This window comes from Microcoleus sp. w1-18aA5, from assembly GCF_036701705.1.
Lineage (GTDB): Bacteria > Cyanobacteriota > Cyanobacteriia > Cyanobacteriales > Microcoleaceae > Microcoleus.
Genome location: NZ_JAUPTE010000004.1, coordinates 66,992 through 83,153 on the forward strand (window position 1 = coordinate 66,992; position 16,162 = coordinate 83,153).

General features: G+C 46.1%; 10 protein-coding genes and 1 pseudogene. 3 read left to right on the top strand and 8 right to left on the bottom strand.

Annotation, left to right across the window (positions count from 1 at the left end; translation table 11 throughout):
• Positions 1–38: 38 nt before the first annotated feature.
• From Q5691_RS02620 to Q5691_RS02645, 6 genes and pseudogenes are all read right to left on the bottom strand, one after another.
• Complete coding sequence (locus Q5691_RS02620; protein ID WP_333343857.1) at positions 39–4,871, bottom strand: PAS domain S-box protein; 4,833 nt, start codon at positions 4,869–4,871, stop codon at positions 39–41.
• 130 nt (positions 4,872–5,001) lie between these two features.
• Positions 5,002–5,100, bottom strand: a pseudogene (locus tag Q5691_RS02625) (helix-turn-helix domain-containing protein); the annotation flags it as partial.
• Positions 5,101–5,653: 553 nt separating this feature from the next.
• Positions 5,654–7,129, bottom strand: a complete 1,476-nt coding sequence (locus Q5691_RS02630) for an adenylate/guanylate cyclase domain-containing protein (protein WP_333343858.1) — start codon at positions 7,127–7,129, stop codon at positions 5,654–5,656.
• Between the two features lie 70 nt (positions 7,130–7,199).
• Positions 7,200–7,544: a slr1659 superfamily regulator gene (locus tag Q5691_RS02635; protein WP_333210203.1), complete on the bottom strand. Its 345-nt coding sequence runs from the start codon at positions 7,542–7,544 to the stop codon at positions 7,200–7,202.
• 46 nt (positions 7,545–7,590) lie between these two features.
• Complete coding sequence (locus Q5691_RS02640) at positions 7,591–8,169, bottom strand: DUF6272 family protein (RefSeq protein WP_333210195.1); 579 nt, start codon at positions 8,167–8,169, stop codon at positions 7,591–7,593.
• A 77-nt stretch (positions 8,170–8,246) separates the two neighbouring features.
• On the bottom strand, positions 8,247–10,220 hold the full coding sequence (locus Q5691_RS02645) for a SpoIIE family protein phosphatase (RefSeq protein WP_333343859.1): 1,974 nt from the start codon (positions 10,218–10,220) through the stop codon (positions 8,247–8,249).
• Between the two features lie 535 nt (positions 10,221–10,755).
• Here Q5691_RS02645 and Q5691_RS02650 point away from each other — a divergent pair.
• Positions 10,756–11,340, top strand: coding sequence for a hypothetical protein (locus Q5691_RS02650; protein WP_333210191.1), 585 nt, complete (start codon positions 10,756–10,758; stop codon positions 11,338–11,340).
• A gap of 186 nt (positions 11,341–11,526) precedes the next feature.
• Here the strand turns inward: Q5691_RS02650 and mnmA are convergent, their stop codons facing one another.
• On the bottom strand, positions 11,527–12,618 hold the full coding sequence (gene mnmA / locus Q5691_RS02655; RefSeq protein WP_333311666.1) for a tRNA 2-thiouridine(34) synthase MnmA: 1,092 nt from the start codon (positions 12,616–12,618) through the stop codon (positions 11,527–11,529).
• Between the two features lie 115 nt (positions 12,619–12,733).
• Here mnmA and Q5691_RS02660 point away from each other — a divergent pair, with 115 nt between their 5' ends.
• A complete protein-coding gene (locus Q5691_RS02660) occupies positions 12,734–14,386 on the top strand; it encodes an NAD(P)H-hydrate dehydratase (protein WP_333311667.1) in 1,653 nt (550 codons plus the stop codon).
• 268 nt (positions 14,387–14,654) lie between these two features.
• Entirely contained in the window at positions 14,655–15,185 is a 531-nt protein-coding gene (locus Q5691_RS02665; protein ID WP_333210187.1) for a peptidoglycan-binding protein, read from the top strand.
• 486 nt (positions 15,186–15,671) lie between these two features.
• On the opposite strand, the gene Q5691_RS02670 is transcribed toward Q5691_RS02665, so the two are convergent.
• Entirely contained in the window at positions 15,672–16,145 is a 474-nt protein-coding gene (locus Q5691_RS02670) for a TerB family tellurite resistance protein (protein ID WP_333210201.1), read from the bottom strand.
• Between the last annotated feature and the right edge of the window lie 17 nt (positions 16,146–16,162).

Genomic DNA, 16,162 nt, shown 5'->3' on the forward strand with positions numbered 1-16,162 from the left:
AAGCTTAGTGATGTTTGATCGGTTTGATATCCTTCGGATCAATCTTTATCGCTTGCTGGGTCATGAGTGTTCTGGCTAAGAAGTGCGGCGATCGTCTTAATTAATTTATCCGGTTCGATCGGCTTTGCCAGATGTCGGTGAAATCCAGCTTGCAAAGCTTGCTGTTGATTAAACTCACCCGCATAGGCAGTCAGGGCGATCGCGGGAATCTGCCCACCCCGTTCTGGCGGCAGGGCTCGCACTTGCCGCAACAGCATATAGCCATCCATCCCCGGCATTCCAATGTCGCTCAACAGGACATCTGGCTGGAAATTAGTCAACGCTGTGACGGCTTCTTGAGGAACAGCAACAGTCACTACCTCTGCACCTGCATCTTCTAGCAAAAAAGAAATCAACTCTCGCATATCCGGCTCATCATCTACCACAAGTATCCGCATCCCGGATAACGGTTCATCCGCAGTCGATCGTTCCGAAAGTCTTGCAAGAGAGTTTTCTTGTCTTACCTTCCCTGATAGAGGCAGTCTTACGGTAAAGGTTGCCCCTAACCCTTCACCGGGGCTCTGGGCGCCAACGGTACCGCCGTGAAGTTCCACTAGATGCCGCACGATCGCCAGCCCCAATCCCAAGCCACCAAAGTTGCGGGTTGTAGCGCCATCTTTTTGCCGGAAGTAGTCAAACACGTAGGGTAAAAACTCCGGTGCGATACCAATCCCTGTATCCGCCACCGTAATTTGAGCCTGATTGCCAACACGAGTCAAATTCACCTCAACGCGCCCCCCGGCTGAAGTAAATTTGACCGCATTGGAAACAAGATTCCAGACAATCTGCTGCAAACGGCCCGAATCCCCCAAAATTTGTCCAATCTGAGGATCTAACACAGTCCGAATATCAATGGATTTGGCAACAGCAGCCAAATTGACAGTTTCGATCGCCGATTCCACAGTTAAAGCTAAATCGACTGGACGAATATTAAGACTGAGCTTGCCTTGGAGAATTTTCGAGACATCAAGCAAATCTTCAATCAATTCAGTTTGCAGCTTGGCATTGCGTTCGATTGTGGCTAACGCCTGTGCAGTTTTGGCCGCATCCAGCTTGCCAGTTTGCAGCAGCTTTGTCCACCCCAGGATCGGATTGAGGGGCGATCGCAATTCATGGGATAGAACCGCTAAAAACTCATCCTTGATCCGATTTGCCTGTTTTAGCTGTTCCGCTTGCTGCTGCAGTGAATCGTTCAGGTTTGCCCGTTCCAGGGCGATCGCGATTTGGTCACAGATAGAGCCCAGCAGCTCGATTTCAGCAGGCGTGAAGTGCGTCCGAGTCAAACTGGCAAATGAGAGCGTCCCTAATAACCGCCCTTGAGCAATTAACGGTTGACCCACGTAAGCCGTCATGCCCAGTTCAGAGACGGCTTTAGCATTCGGATGAGTAGAGAGTTCGGCTTGATTCAAGACAAGTTGCTGCTGCGTTTGGGCAACCAGTCCACAGAGATATTCCCCTAAATCGATCCATGCGATCGCCTGCGCCCTTTCTTCAGAGATGCCCTCATAGTTTCTCAAATGCAACATCCGGCGGTTGTCTTTTTCTTCCACCATAAAGTTGTAGTAAGAGTGCAGATCGAGTTGCACTGCAAGTTTGCGGAATAGCGTGTCCATCAAAGCCAGAGGCTGTTCTGTCTTCATGAGATCGCGGGTAGTTTCATACAGCAATTGCAGTCGCTCACTTGCTTGCCGTTGTGCGGTTTTGTCCTGCATGATTTTGACAAATCCCTGCAGACAATCCGCTTCATTAAGCAGAGGCATCATCAATCCACTGGCCCAAAAGCGACTCCCCTCTTTGCGGACGTGCCAGCGTTCGTCTTCGGCCCGTCCTTGCACTAGAGCCGTTTGCCTCTCGTACTCGGCTTGTCCTTGTTCGTTATCTTCGGGTGTGAAGATCATCCGCATCGGGCAACCAATTGCTTCTGTCTCGGTATAGCCCAACAGCCGTTGTGCCCCTGAGTTCCAACTGGCAATGATGCCGTTAAGGTCGATGGTGAAGATGGCATAATCTTTGGCGCTTTCAAAGATCAGACGGAGGCGGGATTCACTCTCGCGTAGGTCTTCCTCAGCTTGTTTGTGGTCTTCAATATCAACACAGGAGCCGATGTAGCCCAAGAACTCACCGTCCAATCCGTAGCGAGGAACAGCTTCATCCATAACCCAACGGTATATGCCATCACAGCGTTTCAAGCGATAGTCCATCTTGAACGGTTGACGGGCATCAAAGGCAGTCACATACGTGTCTAAACAGCGCTCAAAGTCGTCGGGGTGGACTCCTTCTGCCCAACCATTGCCCCTTTCTTGCTCGATCGTCCGTCCCGTAAAGTTTAGCCACGGGAGGTTGAAGTAATAACAGAGTTTATCTGTGCCCGACATCCAAATCAGCACGGGGGCGGCATCTGCCATCAGCCGGAACCGTTCCTCACTCTCCCGTAGTGTGGCTTCGGCTTGTTTGCGATCGGTGATATCGTTGACCAGTGCTACAAACCCTTCAACTTTTCCCTGGCTATTGAAGCGGGGAACATAGGTCGCATTGACATAACGGGTTCCACCATCTTTGTAGGGAATTTGGGTTTCAAAGGTCACTTCCTGTCCTGCCAAGACTTGCTCAACATAAGGACGAATCCCTTCATAGCCAGTTTCGCCTAAAACCTCTTGGAGGTGCTTGCCATAGATTTCCGCTGCCGGATGTCCAAACCATTCTTCATATGCTCGATTGTTGAAGCGATAGCGCTGGTCTGAGTCTACAAAGGAAATCAAGGCAGGCACTGCATTGGTGACTAAACGAAGTTCTGCTTCTCGTTGTTGCAATACCTCCTCGGCCTGTTTGCGATCGGTGACATTTCGGAAATAAATGGTAATCCCGTTCGCGGCAGGGTAGGTGCGAACGTCATACCACCGATCGTGATCGGGATAAAAAGCCGTGACTGAAAAAGCCACGCGCTCGTTTGCCACGCGCCGATGAACCCGCTCAAACTCGCTGCCATTGAGTCCTGGGAATTCTTCCCAAAAATTCTTCCCAATCAGAGCGCCCGGAGCGCGGTCTAGCAGAATTTCCGCTGACCGATTCACGTAAGTGAAACGCCAATTCTCATCAAGGGAAAAGAATCCATCATCAATACTCTCTAGAATGTTGCGACTCTGCTCTTCGCTTTGACGCAACGCTTCTTCGGTTTGTTTACGATCGCTGATGTCGATTAATACGCCGCGCATCGAAATTCTGACGCCATCAGCGTTGTAGGCGCAATCGCCCTTTGCCAAAATCCAACGAACGGTGCCATCTGCCCACAGCGTCCGATACTCAATTTCAGTATGCGGTTGATTCGCTTTTAGCTCAGTGATCACGGTGTGAACGAATGGGCGATCGTCCTGATGCACGGCTTCTAAAAACACCTGTATCGACATTGCTGTATTGACGGGTAAACCAAACATCGCTTTGGCTATGTCCGTCAAACTCAGCGTGTCTGTTTCCATATCCCAATACCACAAACCCAAATTGCCGCCTTCGGAAGCCAATCGGAGTTGTTCTTCGCTCTCACGCAACGCCTGGAATGATCGATCGCGCTCAAAGACGATGCTGGCAACTTGGGTGCCGAACTCCGCGAGTTTATGTTCCCAATTAGTCGGCATCCGCGCCTCGCTAAAGCACAGCATCAGCGACCCCATAGGTAGATTGTCGTGCCTGAACACGGGCTGAGAATGGCAGGCTAGAATGCCATGAGCCACGCATAAATTTCGCCATGCTTGCGACCAGCGATCGTCCTTGGCAATGTCGGCGCAGGTCACGGGCTGACCGCTATACACTGCTTCGCCACAGGTTCCAATGCACAAATCGTTAATCGGAGCATCTTGGAGTCCTTCACCAAAAGACGCTGGAAAGTCTGGAGTAATTGATCTCTTAAACGTCAGCCGCTGAGCATCCGCTAGCAGGAAGCCCGCGCGGGTACCCGGATTCAGCCTGGATACTGAGTCACACACGGCTGCCAGACAGTCGTCTAGTGGCTGCCCGAAGGCGATCGACTCCAGCAGTCGTGTCTGCTCGATTAGGAGGAGTTCTGTCTGTTTGCGATCGGTAATGTCAGCAAGCAAAACGGTCAGTCCCCGGGGCGAAGGGTAAATGCGATGGTCATGCCAACCCTTCCAAGGTGAGTACAGATAATCAAACTGGAGTGGCGTTTGTTCGCGCATTGCCCGATGAAACTGCACATAAGCATCGGTGTCAACGGCTGCCGGAAATAACTCCCAAACGTTCTGACCCAGAATCGCTGACCGGGGCATTCCAACCATTTCACAGTAGCGATCGTTGGCATAGGTGTAGCGCCAATCGCGATCGAGGATGTAAAACCCATCGTTGATGGTAGAAAGTACCGTTTCTAGTTGTTCTTTTGCCTCAGTCGCCGCAGCTTGTGCTGCTTCGCCGCGCACCTGTTGTTCTACTTCCATTGCCTGCTGTAAATTTTGCAGGGCTGCTTTCGCGTTTTTTATAGCAGTGCGCCACGATTGATTGAGTGAAGCGCTCAATCCTGCAGCGAGCAAAAACATACCAATCCGAAGAATTGTCTCTACATTAACTATCTGTAAGGAATAGAACGGCTCAATAAAAAAATAGTTAATTGCCAGCGTGGATAAAATTGTTGCCAGCAACCCAGGCCCAAAACTGCCATACCAGGAACTCACCATCACCGCGATGAAAAACAGGGGTGTCGTGGTTGGGTAGATCCACGGTAAAAGCGATCGGGTTAGCGCCAGTGCCAGAGCCACGGAGAGGGTGGCCACACCATAGGGAAGTAGTCGAATATCTCTGAAAATGCTGTTGATTCCCTCTACACTCACCCTTTTTACTCCTTATCCGAAAAATATCTTGCTCGCTGTGCCTTACTGCATTCGCCGTTGCATCTAGCGAATCACCTAACTCATCCAGCAATATGTAAATTTGCTTGAGTGGCAAGCGAGAAGTCGTAGCGTGTCCCTTTTTCCAACGATGAATCGTGGAAAAGGTCATCCCTAATTCATCCGCCAACTTTTTCTGAGACAGGTTCAGCGCTGGCCGCCGTTCTCGCACCAAATTACTGATCGCTGGCTGTTCCGCCCTCAGCCGTTCTATTTTGAGAAGCCTCAGAAGTAACAGCTATAAAGCTGTTTATATTTTACACCTTTGACAGATTCCAGAGGTCAGTCATCACTCTCAAGATATATATCAATCTTTACAGGAGTCGTAAATTTTTCACCCACCCCAACTCTCCCCGAACCTGCAGGGAGAAAGTAAGAAATTCACAAGTGATGCGAGGATTGCTATATGAAGTCAATCGATTTTAGATTTTAGATTTTAGATTTTAGAGGCGACCCCACGGATAAATGCGGGGGCTTGAGGATTTTAGATTTTCGATTTTGGATTGATTCCACGGATAAATCACGTGGCGGGTACCACCTTTGAAATTCCTGGTCAATCTTAGGATCGCGAATTAAATAATTTACACTCTTGAAAGTGGGGAGTAGGGGATGGGCACTCTTAGCCCGCCCTTTCTGGACGGGCGGGACGCCCATCCCACAAGAACCATCACGCATTGTAAGTTATTTAATTCTCATTCCTTAAATCTCAAATAGACTAGCTTGCTTTAAATTCCTTTGAGGAGCGATCGCCAATCCCGACAGCGTTTCAGGTAAATGCGAGCTACATGATCGCTTGGATTTGTTCGCAAACACTCTTCAAATAATTTTCCCGCTTCTCGGAAGTCCTTGCGATCGCACAGTAACATAGCTTCATTATACACAGACAAATTTGCTAGCTTTGCCGACAAACTTTCCGGCGGATCTGCATCAAATACCTCATAAACTACCACATATTGAGATTTTCCTTTTACCTGCACTTTATCCACAATTCTAATAGCATAATCGGTGGGATTTCGCAACCGTTCCAAAGTCTGCTGAGAAATTAACAGAGGTACGCCGTAATCTTTGGTCAATCCTTCAATGCGAGATGCTAAATTAACAGCATCGCTAATCACAGTGCTGTCCATTCGGCTTGTACCCCCGACTGTCCCCAGCATCAAAGAACCCGAATTAATGCCAATTCCAATTTGAATCGGGATGTAGCCGACGCCTTGACGGTATTCGTTATAATTTTTCAGGATATTTAGCATTGCAATACCCGCTTTCACTGCATCATCTGCAAAGTCACTAAACAAAGCCATAATTGCATCGCCGATGTATTTGTCAATAAACCCGTTATTGCTAGTAATCGCAGGCTCCATCCGCGAAAGGTAAGCATTGATAAAATTAAAATTTTCTTGGGGATTCATAGTTTCTGAAAGCGTCGTGAAATCGCGAATATCCGAAAATAGCACCGACATTTCCTGCTGCACTTGGTCGCCTAAATTGACATCTATAATACTTTCATATCCCAACAGATTTAGAAATTGGTGAGGCACAAATCGCCCATAGGCATCAGTTAAGTCTGATTCTGCATCCAGGGATTTTTCCAAGTTTTGATTAAGATCAAATAGTTTCTTAATAAATAAATGGCGATCCGCTTCAGCTTCTTTGCGTTCCGTGACATCTTGAAAAACTGCGATCGCAAAAGCAACTTTGCCACCCTCGTCAAAAATTGGCGTTCCCCAAATCTCAAGGGGAATTTTCTTGTGGGGTTGATGAATTTCCAGATTTTCCGCCGTCGCGTTTTCGCCCCTCAAAGCTCGGACGATCGGCAAATTCTCGAAAGGGTAAATAGTCTCAGTTCCCGCAATATAAATTTGATAAGTTTCGGACAAATCCTCAACAGAATTCAATGGCAAAACTCCTTGACCGAGTAACTGATCTCCGGCGTGATTTACGTAGTAAGGTTTGCCTTGAGAATCCAGCACGAGCACACCTATGGGAATCGCTTCGAGAAATTGAGCCAGCTTGATTTCGCCTTCGCGCACCGCCTCGAATGCGCGAGATCGCAACTCTGTTTCAACTGTATCGGAATGTTGAGCAGTAGTTTCCAGCAAGATTTCCAGATCCGCTTTTTCCTCCTTCAAGTCTTCCACTTGCTGGCGCAATCTTTCTATCTCTAAAAGTAGCTGTTCTCTAGATGGTTGTTCTTCCAGCATAACTCGAGAATTTGCGCCTTGACTAACAAAAAATTGCTCAACATCTCGCACCCTAAAAGTAATCGTATTTCTAGAGAAATTCCAACTGTAAACCAGGCATCAGGCGCTGGAAATTTCTCAAAGATTTACCGTGCCAACCTATGCTTTGAGAGCCTTGTACCGCCATTTGCACCTTGGCTGTTTTGCGTACATGGATAATAAACTTCGATAGCATATTGATGCCCGAACTGTTCAAAAATTCTAACTGCTCCAAATTCAGGATAATTTTTGTCGGTTCCACGTCGGCAACCTGAGTCAGCAACTGCGCTATCGGCGCGTACTCAGCAGGCCCGCTTAGCCTTAGAGAGCCAATAAAACTCACGGTTGCCGTTGCTGGATCGTAACAGATCTGGTAATCTTCTGTATAAATTTCCATAGCCACAAAAAAAAGTTCCTTCGATATTATCGATCGCTAGCGTTGCTTATACTGTTAATTGCACCATAGTTGTCACCGCAATTACTTCCGGGTCTTTGTGCACGGTCTGGAATTTCCAGCCAAGTTTGGCGGTATAATCGGTGAGCATGGTCAACAAACCCAATCCAGAATTGGTACAGTTGTCGTCAGCAGCATTTTTTTCTAACCGCTGAATGTAAAGTTCGCTTGGCTCGGAGGTCAGCAACTGGTGAATATAAGCCTGAAACTTGTCCACCGCTTGGGGAGAGATGCTGTTAGCAACTGAGAAAATCACTCCGTCGCTCTCTAATTGCAGTTTAATAGCGATCGGGTACTCCGAGGTTTCATCATTAAACTTCATGGCATTTTCCAATAACTCGTTGGCAATGTAGCTAACAGCGCTTTTTATTTCAGCTTGTCTTTCTATTGTCGAGGGTTCATCTTGGTTGCCCGGAAAAAAAGTCGTCAGGTAGTCAGCCAGAAAATCCGCCGACAAACCGTTGTTTCGCCACCGCTGCTTGAGAGGAACCGAACTGGGAGAAAATCCCATTATTAAGTATTCTTGGCTAGCGGGCTGCTCGATGAAATCGCCGAAAATCTGAGTCATATCGCTGTAAGAGCTAAAGTTTGAAATGACGGGGATCACTGAATATATTTTAAACTTTAGGAGGGATATGCAAGTAGTTATTTTTGTTTGAGTACCAGCAATGTGATGTCGTCAAAAACTTTTTGTTCGCCGATGTGCGATCGCACGTCCTTAATTACAGCGTGCCTGATTTCGGCAGCCGAACGCTGCCAATTAATCTCTACTACCTCAATTAACCTCTTTAAACCATAAAGCACTTTATCCATATTTTTAGCTTCCGTAATCCCGTCCGTGTATAGTACAACCACATCTCCTGAACGCAAATGCACAATTTTCTCAGCAACAAATTTATCAATATCTACATCCAGCCCGATCGGGAAACCCAAATCGATTGTATCAAACCGCTCGACAGAACCGTTACACCGCACAACAATCATTTCTTCATGCTGGCCACTCAACTTCAGCATCCCCTCCTCATAGTCTAGCAAAGCAAGGGTGGCATTTTTATCGGATTTCATGCGCTGCACATTATCGTAAATTACACTGTTAATAGCACTTAGAAATCTTACTGGGTCTGGTTCATTGTATGCGAGCAAAGTTCGCACTGCCGTTTGAACCATAATCATTAAAACGCCGCTCTCCAATCCGTGTCCCGTCACATCCCCAATGCCAATTTTCACTCTACCTTTGTGTTGGAGTACGTCGTAATAGTCGCCCCCTACTTCCTCAGCAGCTTCCATAAATCCCGCAATATCTAACCCCACAACTTCATTGAGTTCTAAGTCTTTTGGCAGCAGCATCTGCTGAATCTTGCGAGTAACATCTAGTTCAGCGCTCATTCGCATATTTTCAGCTTTTAGGCGATCGTTGAGAATAGTAATTTCTTGATTTGCACCAACTAAGGCATCGGCAATCTTGTTAAACGCACCCACAACTTGCCCCAGTTCATCTCTGTTATCCAAAATAATTTTGTGGTCTAGATTGCCGCTTGCCATCTTTTTTGCAGCTTCGTCAAGGACAAATACAGTTTGCATAACGCTTCTGTAAAAACTTACAAATAAATAAGTAACTAGGGCTAAGGTTATTAACACAAGAATAGAAATTATGCGTTTTTTGGCAACAAAACTATCAATGCGTTTTTGCAGAAGAAAGTTTAATTCATTGAGGGTTTTGTCCCACAGTTCAAAACTCGAATTCAGAACTAGATCGCTCCCATCGAGATAGGCATAATATTCCACTAAGGCTGTGGGATAAATCAGTTTATCTATTTTCACAGTTAGCTGCTCTACTACGGAGTTAAATTTGGTCAAATCGTCGCTTAATTTCTGTCGCAGATTCCCGTGAGGATTATTACTAAATCCTACCTCCATATTGATGGCTAAATCCTGATTGATTTCTCTCAGTTTGCCTGCCCAAGTAATTAGTTTTGCTCTTTCTTCAGGTGTGGCATCGGAACTCAAGCTGTTTTTGTGAGAAATAAGCCTAATCTCTGACAAGATTTTTTGGATTTCTGGAATCTTCAGCAAAGTAGCATCCATCAAATAATAGGTATCTAGATCGGGGTCTAAAATTAGATTAGAAGTATTGCCGACGTGAGCGCTCAGTCTATTAATCTCTGCAGCTAAGCGTTGATATACCAAATCGTAAGTTTCTAAACTCCACTGGCTGCGGCGAAGTTTTAAATTTTGCCAATCTTGATAAATATTATTAAATTTATCACGGGACATTAATATGTTTCCAAGCTGGCTATCTGTATTTGCTAGGGCTTGAAAGTTCTTGTCTATCTTGGCTTCTAAATAGTTTCTGCATTCTGAATTACTTAAATTAGGATTTAAGCTCTGATAATTTAACAGTTGAAGTTTCGGTATGTATTCCCTCAACTGGCGTAGCGGGCGCAGGTATTGATTACCGTAGATTTCTTTTTGAGAAAAATCAACCCTGCTGTTAATTTCGGAAATCAGCAGGTACATGACCAAGGTTAAGGGTATTGCAAATAGAAAACCGATCAGGAGAAATTTTTTAGGATAACTCAGCCGATTCATTAAATGGATTCCCAGGGATTTTCTGTTCATAATCGAGAGATTTCAAAAATATTGTACAAAAAAAGTAGCGTTTGCTACTAAAGTATTTTCGGGGACGATTGCTCTAGAAAACCACACTGCTAATACAATTAATCAGCGATAGCTGATTTAATTTCTAATGCCTTTTCGTCCTGTTGCAGCAAATTTTGCGGCATCCCTGTGATATCCTTGGCTCAGCTCGCCTCCCACAGTCTAAAACACGTTTAGCAGTTTTGGAACGCAGAATAGTAATTTGTACTGAGAGTTGGGGGCAGGATTAGAGGCTTTTAAGAATATTTACTTAAGCATAAATTTTTCTTAATACCCTGAGACAAAAAGTAAAAATTAAGTAATAACTGGGTAGTGCAAGTTTCCTGAAACACAACTGCAGGCGGCGAGTAGAAAATACTTGCGCCGCACCAGCAACCAGCAGTCAAGTGGGTTCTGCACAAAGGAACCAATAGCACCAGCAATAGTGTCTAAATAAGTATCTGCAGTTGAGTGTTCAGGAGCGATCGCGCATTGTGTAAAGTGAGGCAGAGGGCGTATGATGAAAAGAATCTCCAAAAATAAACTTCAAAAAAATAAACACCGAGACCAAAAGCAGCCCAATCCTGTAATCTTGGCTTTGGTGCTGACAGGAATTCTGGTATGGGAAATGTATCCGGCGCTAAGACACACCGCTGCGGCTAACGCGGGCGCCCTCAAAGATTCCCTTGCCCAGTTGGAAAGGCAACAGCAGCAAACCGCGCAGCAATTTTCCTCAGCCGCGGTGCCCCAAACAATCAGCTATTCGGTATTGGCACTTAATACACTCACTTCCGAACCGGGGAATTTCGCCGAGGGTACGCGCAAAAATCCCCCGAAGCAATTGCCCGCAACCGTAGCAGAAGCAGTTCGCCGAGAGTTGTCGGGCTCCACTGGCATTGCTGCTGACAAGTTGAAAATAACGGAATCAAGCGGACAAAGTTGGCCGAATACTTGTTTAGGACTCTCGAAAGCGGATGAAATTTGCGGTCAAATGATTGTCGAAGGTTGGCGGGTTGTGGTTTCTGATGGTAGGCAAACTTGGGTTTACCGCACTAATGCTAGGGGAAATATCTTGCGTTTGGAAAAAAAGTTAGTTAAGTAAATGTACCCCTGGGAAATGAAATATAAGTTTCCTTTTGGAACAGGCATCTTGCCTGTTCCACAAAGAGTGAATTTTCTTGTGGGAAGTTTCTTGTGGGCTTATGGGAATAGGCAGGATGCCTGTTCCCATAAGAGTGAATTTTCTTGCGGGAAGTTTCTTGTGAGGTGGGTACGTCTACCCCTGATATCAATTTGGGAGTTGGTTTCTTTCTATGATGCCGCCGCCCAACAGCACATCGCCGTCATACCAAACAGCCGCTTGTCCGGGGGTAATGCTCAACTGCGGTTCGTCAAAAATCAACTTAACTCTTATACCGCCGGCTTTTTCCTCTTCTTGAGAGGATTCCACTGGAATAATTGTAGTCGGGACGGGTTGCGATCGATATCGAATCTGTACCTGAGCCCGAATCGGAGCCGTCGGTGCAGCCACAGAAACCCAATTCACTTTCTGGACTGTACATTCAGATTCTACCGCCAACTGTCGATCGCCCACAATTACCCGATTGCCAGCAGCATCAAGTTCAATCACGTATAGCGGTTCCGGTGCAGCAATCCCTAGTCCCTTCCGCTGACCGATTGTGTAGTGATGCACGCCGTCATGCTGCCCGAGTACCCGTCCTGACTTGTCCACAATGTCACCCTTTTGCGGCGCAATGTACTTATCCAGAAAAGCCCGCATCGAACCGTTACTTTCCACCAAGCACAAATCCTGACTTTCCGGCTTATCAGCAGTTGTCAAGCCAAATTCCGCCGCAATTCTGCGAGTTTCTGTCTTGGTAATTCCCCCCAAAGGAAATTCCGTACCCGCCAACAAATCCTGTGTTAGATCGTACAAGAAATAAGACTGATCTTTTGCAGGGTCGATCGCCCGCAGCAACTGATAGCGACCTGTAGCAGCATCGTAAGTAATCCGAGCGTAGTGGCCTGTAGCGATTTTTTCAATTCCGAGTTCTTCGCGAGCAAACTTAAGCATTGGCCCGAACTTCACAGTTTTATTGCACTGCGAACAAGGCAGAGGTGTAACTCCTGCACTGTAACCCTCCACCAAATAATCGACAATACTTGCCTGAAAAACATCGCGGCTGTCAACAATGTGGTGGGGAACGCCCAAATCTTCGCAAATTTTAGCTGCATCGACCATTCCCTCAGAGCAGCACTGACCTTTGCCCTTCATCAACCACAGCGTTAAACCCACCACTTCATATCCCTGATGGTGTAAAATTGCGGCTGCTGCGGAACTATCGACCCCGCCGGAGAGGCCTACAACAATCTTGTTCATGATTCTGAGAGAAATTGCTATTTTACTGTGAGTTAGTTCGATCGAGCTAATTTATTATACCACAAGTATACTACAACTTGCCACTGCTGCTGTTAGCTGAAATTTTAGCACTAATATGACTATTCAAAAATTTGTTGTCACCGCCGACCAAATGCGGCAAATAGAAACCAGAATCTTTGCTGCTGGAATGCCAGTCGCAGCTTTAATGGAAAAAGTCGCGGGACTGATTGCCCTACGAATTCAGGAGCTTTTGAAAGTCGAAGGAAGTTCGGCAACTAGCAGTGTACGGGATTTAACGGATAGAAGAAAAAGGGAAGAAGGGAAAAATCTTGTTAATTCTCAATTGCCAGTTATCGGCGTATTGGTTGGGCCCGGACACAACGGCGGCGATGCTTTGGTTGTGGCCCGTGAATTGCATTTTCAAGGTTTCCAAGTAGTTATTTACTGCCCGTTTTCTAAACTAAAAGAACTAACAAAAAATCACGCTGATTATGCCCGTTCTTTAAATATTTCATTTCTTGACAAAATTGAAAATCTAAAAAACTGCACTTTGCTCGTAGATGGTTTATTTGGCTTTGGATTAGAACGAGAAATTAATAACGCTACCGCAGCAGCTATTGACGAAATAAATAATTTAAACATACCCATTTTAAGTATAGACATTCCATCGGGAATTCATACAGATACCGGAGAAGTTTTGGGGACGGCAATCCGGGCAAAACATACATTATGTTTGGGTTTGTGGAAAATGGCATTTCTGCAAGATAGAGCGTTAGAATATATAGGGAGTTCCGAATTAATTGATTTTGATATTTCCGCAGCAGATATTGCAGCAATATTGGGTGAAACGCCAGCGATACAACGCATTACACAAGCCTCGGCAACTCAGCATTTGCCGTTACCCCGATCGCCAATTTCGCACAAATACACCAACGGTCACTTACTAATTATTGCAGGTTCCCGCCGCTACAGCGGAGCCGCAATTTTGGCAGCATTAGGAGCAAGAGCAAGCGGCATCGGAATGCTGTCAATTGCTGTTCCTGAGTCGATTAAACCGATGTTGAGCAGCCAGTTGCCAGAGGCATTAGTTATAGGATGTCCCGAAACCCAAAGCGGTGCAATTAGCGAGTTGCCAGTAGCAATTGATTTGGGAACTTATGATGCGATCGCTGCAGGGCCAGGTCTGACATTGGAAGCGGCAATCGCTGTAGAATCTGTAATGGAGAGCGATCGACCTCTGGTTTTAGATGCTGACGGTTTAAATATCCTCGCTCAACTCGGCACAGTCCCGATTTTGTCGGAACGTTCAGCACTGACAATTATCACGCCTCACCCTGGCGAATTCAAGCGTTTATTTCCCGACTTAGCCGACGAAAGCGGCGATGATCGAATTGCTGCAACTCAAGCAGCAGCTCAGCTTTGCGGCGCAACGATATTGCTCAAGGGAGCGAGAGTTTGCATAAGTTGGAAGGATGAGGACGATTCCCTACCGGATAGCTACGCTTCACGTAGCATCACCTACCTCAATCCCGAAAGCACCCCAGCCCTCGCCAGAGGCGGCAGTGGCGACGTTCTCACAGGCTTGTTAGGGGGACTATTAGCAACTGCGATCGCCCGCAAATCCCCCCCCCAATCAGTTGCAGCAACAGCAGCTTGGTGGCACGCTCAAGCCGGAATCCTGGCTGCCAAAGAACGGACGGAATTAGGAGTAGATGCCTTTACTTTGACACAGTATTTAATTCCAGCTTTGCGAGAGTTTGCGGAGTAAACAATCAACAGTAATGGGTAGGGTGCGTACCCCGCATCTTTGTATTTGGTAGGGTGTACACCGTGCACCTTACCCCTTGGTTTGTAGTGACGACAGAAGTCCTCATAAAAATATTGCAACTTGCATTCCTGACGACCTACCCACGGGTAACTCAAACGAGTGACACTCACATGAGTGACACTCCAAAAAGTGACTGTGCATTCACAAATCCCACCAGTTATACCTGAAATATCAAAACCAAAACTTAAATGTTGAGAGGAACCACGTTATGTACACCGAAGAAAGAAGCTTGAACAATGAAACTATGGCTCTTGTCGCCGATACTACTGCTCAATCAAGTCTGGCATTTGCTGAAACCACTGGAGTAAACAAACCCACTTTACAAATGGGTTCAACAGGTCAAGCTGTCAAGGAATTACAACAGCTTCTATATCATTGGGCATATTATTTCGGGCCGATTGACGGTATTTTCGGCGTCCAAGTTCAAAACGCCGTCAAAGGTTATCAACACCGCGTCTTTTTAATTGAAGATGGGATTGTCGGTTCCCTGACTTGGCAAGCACTATACTCTGGTGCACCTGTGAATATGCCGACCCTCATGAAGGGCAGTTCTGGCAATGCTGTTAAAATTGTTCAGAATGTCTTGAAAATCAATGGATACTATTTCGGCTTCATTGACGGATTATTCGGGCCGATGACAGATGTAGCAGTGCGACAATTGCAAATTAGCGTGGCTTTACCCCAAGATGGTATTGTCGGCTACAGAACTTGGCACGCCCTCAGCAAGTTACCGCACTAATGACTGGTTGGATTCACTTTATGTGATGACAAAAAATCGGTAGCTCAATTAGGGATTTAGGCTTTGCCTAAGTCCCTAATTATCGTTAAGGGTAAGGCAGCGCGCGGGAAGGGCGATCGCAAATTCTGTTACCGTTCCCGGCGATGAAAAATATGCTCAACTTCCCCGTGTTTTTTTGTTACTATATCGTAGGAAATTGGGACTCACAAGCCGGTTTATTTCCCTTGAGCTTTATTTATATAGCAAAACCATTTGATTTGTAAACAATCGATTCAATGATCACAAGTGTTTCAGGTGGTTCTACATTCACGACTCAAATAGACTTGCTATAAATAGTTTCACTCATAAAAATATGAGTGCGATACTTACCTAAAAAGACTTAGGCATAGGAGGCTTATTCCCGGTTTCTACGAAAAATTCCAGGTTGAGTAACGAGAAATCTAGGAATCAACCGGGTTTTTAAGCCAAGCGCGCGCAAGTCACTAACTAGCCTTTGATGAACTTTTCTAATTTGTGAGCCATCTTCTCGACAATTCCCTCTGAAGTATCTGCAGCCGATGATTCAGCTTCAATACGCTTGACCACATCCTCTGAAAGATTCAGCAACGTGACTAATTTGTGATAAGCTGCGGCTTCTTCAGCGTTAATTTTTGGTTCATCGGGAGTGCGAGAACTAGAAGAAATCACTTCATAGCCGAGTTGCAGGACTAATTCCCTTTCATCTTGAGTTTCTAGTTGACCGATCAACTCATCAAGGGGAATATTTTGCATGATGTAATCCCGCAGTTCTTGTTGCATTTGTTGTCCGTCGGTATCTGGGGCAAACAAACGACAAAAGCGATCAAGCATTAAATTAACTTCTTCGGTAGCGAGTTCGCCGTCTGCCCATGCCATAGAAGCAACAATTCTCAGCAGATTCATCTGGCGGGGCGTAATTGATGGAGGAGGTGGGGTTTGCATAATCAAAATTGGTAATT

Bases quoted from the DNA above. Each gene is read 5' to 3' on its own strand.
- Q5691_RS02630 (WP_333343858.1), bottom strand. From the start codon at position 7,129: ATGCTGGAAGAACAACCATCTAGAGAACAGCTACTTTTAGAGATAGAA.
- Q5691_RS02635 (WP_333210203.1), bottom strand. From the start codon at position 7,544: ATGGAAATTTATACAGAAGATTACCAGATCTGTTACGATCCAGCAACG.
- Q5691_RS02640 (WP_333210195.1), bottom strand. From the start codon at position 8,169: ATGACTCAGATTTTCGGCGATTTCATCGAGCAGCCCGCTAGCCAAGAA.
- Q5691_RS02645 (WP_333343859.1), bottom strand. From the start codon at position 10,220: ATGAACAGAAAATCCCTGGGAATCCATTTAATGAATCGGCTGAGTTAT.
- Q5691_RS02650 (WP_333210191.1), top strand. From the start codon at position 10,756: ATGATGAAAAGAATCTCCAAAAATAAACTTCAAAAAAATAAACACCGA.
- mnmA (WP_333311666.1), bottom strand. From the start codon at position 12,618: ATGAACAAGATTGTTGTAGGCCTCTCCGGCGGGGTCGATAGTTCCGCA.
- Q5691_RS02660 (WP_333311667.1), top strand. From the start codon at position 12,734: ATGACTATTCAAAAATTTGTTGTCACCGCCGACCAAATGCGGCAAATA.
- Q5691_RS02665 (WP_333210187.1), top strand. From the start codon at position 14,655: ATGTACACCGAAGAAAGAAGCTTGAACAATGAAACTATGGCTCTTGTC.
- Q5691_RS02670 (WP_333210201.1), bottom strand. From the start codon at position 16,145: ATGCAAACCCCACCTCCTCCATCAATTACGCCCCGCCAGATGAATCTG.